The organism is Pseudomonas yamanorum (assembly GCF_013386765.1).
Classification (GTDB): Bacteria; Pseudomonadota; Gammaproteobacteria; order Pseudomonadales; family Pseudomonadaceae; genus Aquipseudomonas; species Aquipseudomonas yamanorum_A.
Map to the genome: position 1 here is coordinate 569,503 of NZ_JACARE010000018.1, position 11,297 is coordinate 580,799.

13 protein-coding genes are annotated in these 11,297 nt (G+C 61.9%); 2 read left to right on the forward strand and 11 right to left on the reverse strand.

Annotated elements, in window-relative coordinates; all coding sequences use genetic code 11:
* Positions 1-115 precede the first annotated feature (115 nt).
* Genes HX875_RS16020 through HX875_RS16030 form a run of 3 tightly spaced genes read right to left on the reverse strand, consistent with a single transcriptional unit; the run spans position 116 to position 2,266 of the window.
* Positions 116-703 (reverse strand): YggT family protein, encoded by a 588-nt coding sequence (locus HX875_RS16020; protein ID WP_177043870.1) that lies wholly within the window; start codon positions 701-703, stop codon positions 116-118.
* A gap of 24 nt (positions 704-727) precedes the next feature.
* A complete protein-coding gene (gene proC / locus HX875_RS16025; RefSeq protein WP_010167692.1) occupies positions 728-1,546 on the reverse strand; it encodes a pyrroline-5-carboxylate reductase in 819 nt (272 codons plus the stop codon).
* 33 nt (positions 1,547-1,579) lie between these two features.
* Complete coding sequence (locus HX875_RS16030) at positions 1,580-2,266, reverse strand: YggS family pyridoxal phosphate-dependent enzyme (protein WP_177043871.1); 687 nt, start codon at positions 2,264-2,266, stop codon at positions 1,580-1,582.
* Positions 2,267-2,323: 57 nt separating this feature from the next.
* Between HX875_RS16030 and HX875_RS16035 the strand changes: the two genes are divergently transcribed.
* On the forward strand, positions 2,324-3,358 hold the full coding sequence (locus HX875_RS16035; protein WP_177043872.1) for a type IV pilus twitching motility protein PilT: 1,035 nt from the start codon (positions 2,324-2,326) through the stop codon (positions 3,356-3,358).
* A gap of 155 nt (positions 3,359-3,513) precedes the next feature.
* Here HX875_RS16035 and HX875_RS16040 read toward each other — a convergent pair whose 3' ends face one another.
* Positions 3,514-4,149 (reverse strand): C40 family peptidase, encoded by a 636-nt coding sequence (locus tag HX875_RS16040; RefSeq protein WP_177043889.1) that lies wholly within the window; start codon positions 4,147-4,149, stop codon positions 3,514-3,516.
* 250 nt (positions 4,150-4,399) lie between these two features.
* On the opposite strand from HX875_RS16040, the gene HX875_RS16045 reads away from it, so the two are divergent.
* Positions 4,400-4,828, forward strand: a complete 429-nt coding sequence (locus HX875_RS16045; RefSeq protein ID WP_177043873.1) for an NINE protein — start codon at positions 4,400-4,402, stop codon at positions 4,826-4,828.
* A 138-nt stretch (positions 4,829-4,966) separates the two neighbouring features.
* On the opposite strand, the gene HX875_RS16050 is transcribed toward HX875_RS16045, so the two are convergent.
* The 7 genes from HX875_RS16050 to gshB all read right to left on the reverse strand — a co-directional run bounded on the left by HX875_RS16050 (position 4,967) and on the right by gshB (position 10,970).
* The gene (locus tag HX875_RS16050; protein WP_177043874.1) at positions 4,967-6,238 is read right to left on the reverse strand and encodes a dihydroorotase; all 1,272 of its coding nucleotides are present in this window, start codon (positions 6,236-6,238) and stop codon (positions 4,967-4,969) included.
* Positions 6,235-7,239, reverse strand: a complete 1,005-nt coding sequence (locus tag HX875_RS16055) for an aspartate carbamoyltransferase catalytic subunit (protein WP_177043875.1) — start codon at positions 7,237-7,239, stop codon at positions 6,235-6,237. Before HX875_RS16055 ends, HX875_RS16050 begins: the two co-directional genes overlap by 4 nt.
* 24 nt (positions 7,240-7,263) lie before the next feature.
* Positions 7,264-7,770, reverse strand: a complete 507-nt coding sequence (gene pyrR / locus HX875_RS16060; protein ID WP_177043876.1) for a bifunctional pyr operon transcriptional regulator/uracil phosphoribosyltransferase PyrR — start codon at positions 7,768-7,770, stop codon at positions 7,264-7,266.
* 72 nt (positions 7,771-7,842) lie between these two features.
* Complete coding sequence (ruvX, locus tag HX875_RS16065) at positions 7,843-8,280, reverse strand: Holliday junction resolvase RuvX (protein ID WP_008434150.1); 438 nt, start codon at positions 8,278-8,280, stop codon at positions 7,843-7,845.
* Positions 8,280-8,849 (reverse strand): YqgE/AlgH family protein, encoded by a 570-nt coding sequence (locus HX875_RS16070; RefSeq protein ID WP_177043877.1) that lies wholly within the window; start codon positions 8,847-8,849, stop codon positions 8,280-8,282. The genes ruvX and HX875_RS16070 overlap by 1 nt, the downstream gene beginning before the upstream one ends.
* A gap of 190 nt (positions 8,850-9,039) precedes the next feature.
* A complete protein-coding gene (locus HX875_RS16075) occupies positions 9,040-9,939 on the reverse strand; it encodes an energy transducer TonB (RefSeq protein ID WP_003213740.1) in 900 nt (299 codons plus the stop codon).
* Positions 9,940-10,016: 77 nt separating this feature from the next.
* Positions 10,017-10,970 carry a glutathione synthase gene (gene gshB / locus HX875_RS16080; protein WP_003213738.1) on the reverse strand — a complete coding sequence of 318 codons (954 nt, stop codon included), beginning with the start codon at positions 10,968-10,970 and terminating at the stop codon, positions 10,017-10,019.
* Between the last annotated feature and the right edge of the window lie 327 nt (positions 10,971-11,297).

Consider the following 11,297-nt stretch of genomic DNA (forward strand, 5'->3'; position numbering starts at 1 on the left):
GTTTAAATGAGGCGTAAGTCTAAAGACCGCTGCACCCAGCGGCAAGCAAAGGCCGGCGGCTGGTGTTTTTAGAGTTTTTTTGGGCAAGGGAGCAAGCTCCCTTGCCTTCCAACTATCAGATCAGTCCGAACAGTTCTTTGGGCATGAATGCATAGAACGCCAGACGTGGAATCACCCAGCTTTGCAGCAGCTGAATCGCGATAAACGCGAAGATCGGCGAGATATCCAGGCCGCCCAGGTTCGGAATCAGGCGACGGAACGGTGCCAGCACCGGCTCAGTGATCTGCGCCACCAACTCGGCACCCGGGCTGCGGCTGCCTGGAGCGACCCACGAGAGGATTACGCTGATGATCATCGACCAGAAAATGATCTTCAAAAACAGCGAGAAGATCCCGATCAAGGCCCACGGCAGCAACAGCAGCGTGGTGGCCTGGTAGCCGTTGAGCAGCAGGATCACCGCGAACAGCAGGATCTGCAGCAGCAGCGCCAACACCAGCGACGACATGTCCAGGCCAAACAGGCTCGGGATCACCCGGCGCAGTGGCTTGAGCAGCGGTTGCGTAGCCTTCACCACGAATTGGCACAGCGGGTTGTAGAAGTTCGCCCGCACCAGTTGCAGGATAAAACGCATCAGCACGATCAGCAGATACAGGCTGCCCAGGGTCTGGATGATGAAAATGGCAGCGTCATTGATTCCGAGCATGTTTGATTCCTATGTTGGGGACGACTATTTGCCCAGCTGCTCGGCCATTTCGGCCGAACGATGTGCTGCGGCACCCAGTGCTTTTTCCACCAGGGCTTCAAAGCCCCCGGCCTGGAACGATTCGATGGCGGCCTGCGTGGTGCCGCCCGGCGAGGTCACGCGACGACGCAACTCGGCGGCATCGACATCGCTGCCGACTGCCATGTTCGCGGCGCCCAGGGCTGTTTGCTCGGCCAGTTGCTCGGCGATTTCGTGGGGCAGGCCCAGTTTCACGCCGGCGGCGGTCATGGCTTCGATCAGCAGGAAAAAATACGCCGGGCCGCTGCCGGACACGGCGGTGACCGCGTCCAGTTGCTGCTCCTGTTCCAGCCACAGGGCGATGCCCACGGCGGACAGCAGCTCTTGTGCCTGGTCGCGCTGCGCAGCGGTCACTTCGCGGGTGGCGTACAAACCGCTCACGCCCTTGCGCAGCAGCGCCGGGGTGTTGGGCATGCAACGCACGATCGGCTGGGCGCCCAACCAGTTGTTCATGCTGGCGCAGGTGATGCCGGCGGCGATGGACACCACCAATTGATGGGGCTTGAGGCTTGGGCGCAGGCTTTCGCACACGGCTTTCATGGCTTGCGGCTTGACCGCCAGCACCACCACGTCCACGCCTTCAATCGCTTGTGCGTTGTCGGCGAAGGTTTCGATACCGTGCTCGGCGCTGACGCGGGCGCGGGTGTCGGCGCCCGGGTCGCTGGCGCGAATCTGTTGTGCTTCCAGGCCCTTGGCCCGCAGGCCGCCGATCAGGCTGGCCGCCATGTTACCGGCACCGATAAAGGCAATACGCGTGTTGCTCATGACAGGTCCTTACTCAGATGGATGTCAGCCATTTCACGGCTGGCCGTAGTCGCGGGCACCAAACAGGGCGGTACCGATCCGCACCCAGGTGGCCCCTTGGGCGATGGCTGACTCAAGGTCATGGCTCATGCCCATGGAAAGTGTGTCGAGCGCCAGGTTCAGGCTCGCTTGCAGGTCGCGCACGGTGGCGAAGGCCGCGTCCTGTTCTGCACGGTCGTCGGTGGGCTCGGGGATCGCCATCAGGCCGCGCAGCTTCAGGCGCGGCAGGGCGCTGATGGCTTCGGCCAGGGCGGGCAGGTCGGCGGGTGTACAGCCGGACTTGCTGGCTTCGCCACTGACATTGACCTGGATGCAGATATTCAGCGGTGGCAGGTCGGCCGGGCGTTGCTCGGACAGGCGTTGTGCGATTTTCAGGCGGTCCACGGAATGCACCCAGGCGAAGTTCTCGGCGATCGCACGAGTCTTGTTCGATTGAATGGGGCCGATGAAGTGCCAACTCAAGGGCAGGTCGGTTAATTCGGCCTGTTTGCCCAGGGCTTCCTGCAGATAGTTCTCGCCAAAGTCTCGCATCCCCGCGGCATGGGCTTCGCGCACGGCGTGTGCCGGTTTGGTCTTGCTCACGGCCAGCAGGTGCACGCTACCAGCGTCGCGCTGCGAGGCCTCGGCCGCTGCACGGATCCGCTCGGAAACCAGGCTGATGTTGTCTGCTATGGTCGACATTCAAGTTGCGCCCGTGGATATGGAGTCCGCGGCATTCTACTGGAAATGGAAAGCCCTATGGATATCACTGAACTGCTGGCCGCCGGCGTGCGCCTGCGGGCCTCGGACCTGCATCTGTCGGCCGGGTTGGCGCCGATGTTGCGAGTCGATGGCGAAGTCTGGCCCTTCGACCGGCCGGTGCTCGAGCCTGCGCAAGTGGCGGAGTTGCTCAGCCCTTTACTCAACAATCAGCAGCAAAAGGATTTCGAAATATCTCTTGAAACGGATTTTGCCTTCGAGTTGCCCGAGGTGGCGCGGTTCCGGGTGAATGTGTTTCAGCAGCACCGGGGCATGGGCGCGGTGTTTCGGACCATTCCGTCAACGGTGCAAAGCCTGGAGGGCCTGGGGTTGGGCGAGGTGTTCCGGCGCATCGCAGACTTGCCCCGGGGGCTGGTGTTGGTCACCGGGCCCACCGGTTCAGGCAAGTCCACGACCCTGGCAGCGATGATCGATTACCTCAATACCCATCGCCGCCAGCACATCCTCACCCTTGAGGATCCGATCGAGTTCATCCACCAACCGAAAAATGCCCTGATCAACCAGCGGCAGGTGCATCGCGACACCCACAGTTTCTCGGCCGCCCTGCGTTCGGCATTGCGGGAGGACCCGGATGTGATTCTGGTGGGGGAATTGCGCGACCTCGAGACTATCCGCCTGGCGCTGACAGCGGCGGAAACCGGGCATCTGGTGTTTGGCACGTTGCACACCACGTCAGCGGCGAAAACCGTGGATCGGGTGGTGGACGTATTTCCGGCCGGGGAAAAGGCCATGGTCCGCTCGATGCTCTCGGAGTCATTGCAGGCGGTGGTGTCCCAGGTGCTGGTGAAGAAAGTCGGCGGCGGGCGGGTGGCGGCTCACGAAATCATGCTCGGCACGCCCGCGATCCGTAACCTGATCCGCGAGGACAAGGTGGCGCAGATGTACTCGGCGATCCAGACCGGTGGGGCGCTGGGGATGACGACGCTGGATATGAGCTTGAAGGCGTTGGTCAGCCAAGGGCTGATCAGCCGGGAGCATGCCCGGGAGAAGGCGAGGGTGCCTGGGGATATTTGAGATCGCTTGGACGATGAACATTTAATGCAGGACTGGCTTATGTGGGAGCCGGGCTTGCCCGCGATGCAGGCACCCCGGTGTATCAGTCACACCGCGGTGATGCTATCGCAGGCAAGCCAGCTCCCACACAAGCCAGCTCCCACATCAGCCTCAGATCAGCGCTGCACAATCCGCAGATTATTCTGTTCTTTAGGCAGGACACGCTTGGCAATCACGTAGTTCTTGTCCCAGAACGGCTTCTTCAGCGTATCGATGCTGACCGCTTTGCCACGACGCGGTGCGTGGATGAAGCGGTCGTTGCCCAGGTAGATGGCAACGTGGTTCACCTGGCGGCTCTTCAGTTTGAAGAACAACAGGTCACCCGGCTTCAAATCCTTGCGCTCAACCTTCAGCCCGTGGCCAGCGGCCATGGCGTTGGAGGTGCGCGGCAAATCCACGGCTTTTACGTCGTTAAACGCATATTTCACCAAACCGCTGCAGTCGAACCCTTTACTTGGGCTGCTGCCGCCCCAACGATAAGGAGTACCGAGCACGTTAACGGCGCGGCTGAGGACGTTGCTGCTTTGCTTGGTGTTGACGGCCATCAGCCCTGGAGCTGTTTTACCGTGGGCCTTGCTCAGTTGAGTCGGGCGCTTCACGGTCAGCTTTACCGATTTGGCGGAGCTGGTGGCAGCGTGAGCTTTAGGGGTGAAACCGTTAACTTCTGGAAGACGTTGCTCACGATTGGTGGCGTGGGCGGCCAGTGGCATTAATAGGCAAATGGTTAGCCATGTCTTGAAAAATGGTCGCATTAGGCGTGGCTCTTTTTGGTTTGCGCGCAACTTTATAACAGCTTTTTGTGTCGTTCTAAGGCCGTTTGTCGACTGAACCCTGGGGTCAAATTCAGGAAAACCGTGACGAATTGCCGCGATTGTCCTACACAAGTCAGGCGGTATAAGGCTTTGAGGGATGGGAAGATACCATTTGCCGCATGTCGGGCGCCCGTAAAAAAGTCACAAAGAAACCAGAAATATTTATCTATCGAGGCAAAAGAGGTACTCCATGAACACCTATCGACAGGATGTTTCGCAACAAGACACCCACAGCAAGGTGATCGGTTACCTGCTCTGGATTTTCGGTTTTACCGGTGCTCACCGCTTTTATTACGGCAAGCCGGTGACCGGGACGATCTGGTTTTTCACCTTCGGTTTGCTCGGGATTGGCTGGCTGATCGACTTGTTCCTGATTCCGGCGATGGACCGGGAAGCGGACCTGCGATTTACCGCTGGCCCCATTGAGTACAACGTGGCCTGGATCCTGTTGGCGTTCCTGGGGGTGTTCGGTTTGCACCGCATGTATCAGGGCAAATGGATCAGCGGGATCATTTACCTGCTGACCGGGGGTTTGTTCCTGATCGGCGTGCTGTACGACTTCTGGACGTTGAATACGCAGATTTCGATCCGCAATGCCGAGCGGCTTGGCGGCCGCTAAGCACGTGAACCCAATCAAGTGTAGGAGCTGGCTTGCCTGCGATGCGGGCACCTCGGTGTATCTGATGTACCGAGGTGATGCTATCGCAGGCAAGCCAGCTCCTACATTTGACCGTGCCCACATTAGAGGTGCGAGGGGTCAAGCCTGGTAGCTGATCCGCCCATCCACCAGCGTGTACCGTACCGTCGCCGGCAGGCTATGGCCGATGAACGGGCAGTTCTCGCCCTTGGACAGCCACTGCTCCCCGGCAATCGTGGAGCTGGCCGGGTCAAACAGCACAATATCCGCCGCCGAACCCACCGCCAGCTTGCCCGCCGGCAGGCGCAGCGCCTCGGCAGGGCCCGCACTGAGACGCGCCAGCAGCGTCGGCAGGTCCAGCAAACCATCTTCCACCAGCGTCATCGCCAGCGGCAGCAGCAGCTCGACACTGCTGATGCCCGGCTCTGTCGCGCCGAACGGTGCCAGCTTGGCATCCCGCTCGTGAGGCTGGTGATGGCTGGAAATTGCCGAAACCACCCCGGACTTCACCGCCGCCCGCAAACCGTCACGGTCAGCGCGAGTGCGCAATGGCGGCTGCACGTGATACAGGCTGGAGAAGTCGATCAGCGCCTCATCCGTCAAAATCAGCTGATACAGCGCCACGTCCGCCGTCACCGGCAAACCGCGGGCTTGCGCCTGGGCGATCAGGGCCACGCCACGGGCGCTGGTCAACTGGCTGAAGTGTGCGCGTACGCCGCTTTGCTCCACCAGCAGCAGGTCCCGGGCCAGGGCCACGGTCTCGGCGGTTTCCGGGATGCCCGGCAAGCCGAGGAAGCTCGCGGTGGCGCCTTCGTGGGCCAGGCCGCCTTCGGCCAGGTCACGGTCCTGGGAGTGGAAAATCACCGTCAGGTCGAAGGTCGCTGCGTATTCCAGCGCACGGCATAGGGTACGGGTGCTGCGAAAGCTCTCCAGGCCGTTGCCGAAGGCCACGCAGCCGGCATCGCGCAAGGCGATCAGCTCGGCCAGCTGTTCGCCGTCCAGGCCTTTGCTCAGGGCGCCGATAGGGAACACTTTGCAGTTGCCGGCTTCGCGGGCGCGGTCCAGGATCAGCTCGGTCACGGCCGAGGTGTCCAGCACCGGTTTGGTGTGGGGCGGGCAGCACAGGCTGGTGACGCCACCGGCTGCGGCGGCGCGGGTTTCGCTGGTGATGTTGCCTTTGCGGCTGTAGCCCGGCTCGCGCAGGGCGACGTTCAGGTCCACCAGCCCGGGCGCAGCGATCAGGCCTTTGGCGTCGATGGTTTCACTGGCGCTGAAGCCTGCGGGTGCGGCGCCGATGGCAATGATCTTGCCGGCTTCCAGGTGCAGATCGGTGACTTGATCCAGGCCGCTGGCCGGATCGATGACTCGGGCGCCGAGAATGCTGAGCTTCACTGGGCGTTCTCCTGCTCGAATTGACGTTGTGCGGTTTGCCCGCTCATGGCCATGGACAGCACGGCCATGCGGATGGCGATGCCGTACGTAACCTGGTTGAGGATCACCGACTGCGGGCCATCGGCCACCGCCGACTCAATCTCCACGCCACGGTTGATCGGCCCCGGGTGCATCACGATGGCGTCCGGCTTGGCGCCGGCCAGGCGGGCGGTGGTCAGGCCGAACAGGCGGTAGAACTCGCCCTCGCTCGGCAACAGGCCGCCGGCCATGCGCTCGCGCTGCAGGCGCAGCATGATCACCACGTCCACATCCTTCAGGCCTGCGGTCATGTCGGTGTAGACCTTCACGCCGTATTGCTCGATGCCGACCGGCAGCAGGGTCTTGGGGGCGATCACGCGGATGTCCGGGCAACCCAGGGCCTTGAGGGCCAGCATGTTCGAGCGTGCGACCCGCGAGTGCAGGATGTCGCCGACGATAGCCACCGAGAGGTTTTCAAAGCTGCCCTTGTGCCGACGGATCGTCAGCATGTCGAGCATGCCCTGGGTCGGGTGGGCGTGGCGGCCGTCGCCGCCGTTGATGATTGCCACGTTCGGGCACACGTGTTCGGCGATGAAGTGCGCGGCGCCGGAGTCGCCGTGGCGCACCACGAACATGTCGGCGGCCATGGCTTCCAGGTTGCGCAGGGTGTCGAGCAGGGTTTCGCCCTTGCTCGCCGACGAAGTGGACACGTTCAGCGTGATCACGTCAGCCGACAGGCGCTGGGCCGCCAGCTCAAAGGTGGTGCGGGTGCGGGTCGAGTTCTCGAAGAACACGTTGCAGATGGTCTTGCCACGCAACAACGGGACTTTTTTCACCGCCCGGCCGCCGACTTCGAGGAACGAGTCGGCCGTGTCGAGGATTTCGGTGAGCAGTTCGCGGGGCAAGCCGTCGAGGGACAGGAAGTGTTGCAGCTGGCCCTGAGCATTGAGCTGCAGCGGGCGCTTGGCATCTAGAGGCGTCATCGCGGGGACTCTTTACAAGGCGGTTTAAAGGGCAAGGTCTTGCAGTTCGAGTTCGAGCGGCGTGGGACCGGACAATTTTACCCGCTGGTGGGGTTCGAGGGACAGCGTGGCGCCGACCACATCCGGGCTGATCGGCAATTCGCCGGCGTCCAGGTCCAGCAGGCAGACCAGGGTCACGCTGGCCGGGCGGCCGTAGTCGAACAGTTCGTTCAGGGCGGCGCGGATGGTGCGACCGCTCATCAGTACGTCATCGATCAGCACCAGGTGCTGGCCTTCGATCTCGAACGGCAGGGCCGAGGGGCGCACTTGCGGGTGCAGGCCGTTCTGGCTGAAGTCGTCGCGGTAGAAGGACACGTCCAGGGTGCCCAGGGGCGAGCTGCTGCCCAGTTCTTCCAACAGCGCCTGGGCCACCCACACGCCACCGGTGCGAATGCCGATAAAGCGCGGCTCGCTGATGGCACGGTGTTCCAGGTGCGCCTTGAGGCGGATCGCCATCTGGCTGATCAGGTCGGCGGGATTGGGCAGGCTCATGGGTGCTCCTTCTAGGCCTCGCGCAGGCAAGGTCCGGGCTCAAACGTAAGAAGACGCGGCAAGCCGCGTCAGTCAGGATTCAAATAAAGCGGCGTTTTCATCCAGCCAGCCCTGCAACAGCAAGGCGGCGGCGATGGCATCCACCGGGTTGTCGCGGTAACTGCCTTTCTGCCCGCCACGGTCGCGGCGCTCGCCTTTGGCTTCAAAGGTGGTCAGGCGTTCGTCGTGGGTATAGAAGGGCAGGTTGTAGCGGCCATTCAGGCGGCGGGCGAACTTTTCGGCCCGCAGGCACATCTCGCTCGGGGTGCCGTCCATGTTCAAGGGCAGGCCGACGACTACGGCGTCGGGCTTCCACTCCTTGATCAGGGCTTCGACCTGGTTCCAGTCCGGCACGCCGTTCTGAGCTTTCAGGGTGCACAGCTCGCGGGCCTGGCCGGTGATGACCTGGCCGACAGCGACGCCGATCTGTTTGGTGCCGTAGTCAAAACCGAGGATCAGACGCAAGGCCATCAGGCGTGCCCCGCCTGGCTGGTCAGCAGGCTGAGGTTGATCCGCAGCTTGGCGGCGGCGGCTTCCAGGCGCAGTTCGCTGGGGGTGTTGAACAGGATGTCGGCGTCAAACGGGCAGGTCAGCCAGGCATTGCTCGCCAGCTCGGCTTCCAGTTGCCCGGCTTCCCAGCCGGCATAACCCAGGGTGATCACACTTTGATCAGGGCCCACGCCATCGGCAATCGCGAACAACACGTCCTGGGAGGTGGACAGGGACAGCCCTTCAAGGTCCACGGTCGCCTGGAATTTCGGCCCGGTGGGGTGCAGCACAAAACCCCGGTCCGTCTGCACCGGCCCGCCGATGTAGATCGGTACGTGCTGGCAGCTGGCGGGTGGGTCGATGTCCGGGCGCAATTGCTCGAGGATATCGGCCAGGCTCAGGTCTTGCGGGCGGTTGACCACCAACCCCATCGCACCATTGGCGGTGTGCTCGACGATGTAGGTCAAGGTCTGCGCAAAGTTCGGGTCGGCCATATGGGGCATGGCGATCAGGAATTGGTGCTTGAGGTAGGTCGGGCTGACATTTTTCATGTCCGCTAGTGTGGCGTTGGAGGGGCGAACTGACAAGCTGAGGATGTGCAGGAATTGGTTTGGCGTGTTGATTCTCTGTAGGAGCGAGCTTGCTCGCGAAAAACCTGAGAGCGCCGGGTTAAACCAGAAAGCCCGCGTTATCGTTAGCGACCTTCGCGAGCAAGCCCGCTCCTACAGAGAGCAGGGTCGGTTAGTTGCTGGACAGCCGATCACCCTTGGCAAAGCGCCAGGTGCGAATGATTTCCAGGCGGTCGATGTCGTTCAAGTCCCCGGTAAACGGCGCAAATGGCGCCGCCAGGCGCACGATGCGTTGCGCCGCCTGGTCCAGCAGCGGCTGGCCGGAGGACTCCAGCACCTGCACTTCGTACAAGGTGCCGTCGCGGTTGATCGACACCAGCAGGCGCAAATTGCCGTAGATCTGCTGGCGGCGGGCTTCGTCCGGGTAGTTCAGGTTGCCGATGCGCTCGACCTTCTTGCGCCACTCGTCCTTATACCAGGCGCCTTTGTCGCGCATGGTGGAGGCGGCATTCAGGCGGTAAATGCGTGGGCGCTTGGCGTACAGCTGTTGTTCGTGGGCCAGTTCGGCTTCCAGGCTGGAGATTTCACTGGAGAGTTGCGAGCTGTCAAACGTCGGGGCCGGCGGGGCAGGCGTGGGTTCGGTCTTGGCCTTTTCCCGTTGGGTGGGGGCCTTTTGCGGTTTGGGCGCAACGGTGGTGACGGCGGCCTTGGGGGCGGCCTGTTTCACTTCCGGCTTGGGCGCCGGCGGTGGTGTGACCTTATTGACCTTGTTGTCCTGGAACGGCGCCACTTCGGTGGTCTTGGGCACGGCCTTCTTGTCGAGGGTGCCGCTGCCTTGCTGGTTGTCCTGGGCGAGAAAGTCAGCCTTCTCGGGCTTCTTTTCGCTTTTGAAGGTGGCGAGGGTGATTTCCAGGGTCTTGGTGATCTGCTTGGGTTCGGCAAAGGTGAAACCCAGGCCGAGGATCAATGCCAGGTGAATCAACGCCGCCAGAAACAGGGTAAATCCGAGCCGATCAGCCGGGCGCACGCCGCTGTGGGAGAGTTCGGGGGGCAGATCGGACGGGAGCGTCATGACAAGAAAACCAACATCGCGCATTTCACAGGTGGGGCATGATAGCGCAATGTTGGTTTGTGTCCGGCTGTTCTATGTCACTTGGCTTGTAGCTTGGCGGCAATCGCCGCCATCAGCATTTCGCCGATGTTCGTGCCAAATGCATTGTCGATCTCGCGAATACACGTCGGGCTGGTGACGTTGATTTCGGTGAGGTTCTCGCCGATAACGTCAAGTCCTACAAACAGCAGGCCTTTTTCGCGCAGGGTTGGGCCGACCTGGGCTGCAATCCAGCGATCCTTGTCTGTCAGCGGGCGGGCTTCACCCCGGCCACCGGCCGCCAGGTTGCCGCGGGTCTCGCCGGCGGCCGGAATACGCGCCAGGCAGTAAGGCACCGGCTCGCCATCAATCATCAGGATGCGCTTGTCGCCGTCCTTGATCGCCGGAATGTAGGCCTGGCCCATGATCTGCTGGGTGCCCAGTGCGGTCAGGGTTTCGAGGATCACCGACAGGTTCGGGTCGCCGGCGCGGTGGCGGAAGATCGACGTGCCGCCCATGCCGTCCAGCGGCTTGAGGATCACATCACCGTGCTTGGCGGCGAATTCACGCAGCACATCGGCGCGGCGGCTGACCACGGTTGGCGGTGTGCACTGCGGGAACAGCGTGGCGAACAGCTTTTCATTGCAGTCGCGCAGGCTCTGGGGCTTGTTGACGATCAGCACGCCGGCGCGCTCGGCCTGCTCCAGCAGGTAGGTGGAGTAGACGAATTCCATGTCGAACGGCGGATCCTTGCGCATCAGGATCACGTCGAGGTCGCTCAGGGGGCTGTCGATTTCGTCTTGCAGTTCGAACCACTTCTCAGGGTTGGCAAACACCTGCAGGGGGCGCATCCGCGCCCGCGCTTCACCGTCGCCCTGGTAAAGATCCGGCTGCTCCATATAGAACAGGCTCCAGCCGCGGGCCTGGGCGGCCAGCAGCATGGCCAGCGAGCTGTCCTTTTTATAGGAAATGCTGGCGATAGGGTCCATGACAATGCCGACGCGAACGCTCATGGGGGATTTCCTCTAGCAAATAAGGGCGCATAAAAGTGGCGTCAGAGTGGCGCTGCGGCTGTTGTGGGTCAAGGGAAATGCTAGGTGCTGTTTGTCGCTGTGGGAAATGTCACACGAGATAGAGTGGGTTGGTCTGATAGCGATTGTGGATGTCGGTTCATAGGGTTGGGGATTCTTTCCGAAAGCGAAAAATCCTATGTACAACCTGTTGAGTCGACTTTTTGGGCTGGGTAACAGTTATGTGGAATCGCGGCCTGAACGGCAGTCTCATCAGGTAAGCCCTGTTCCATCGCCTCCAGTTCCAGAGCCCATTGTCGACCCGCTGCA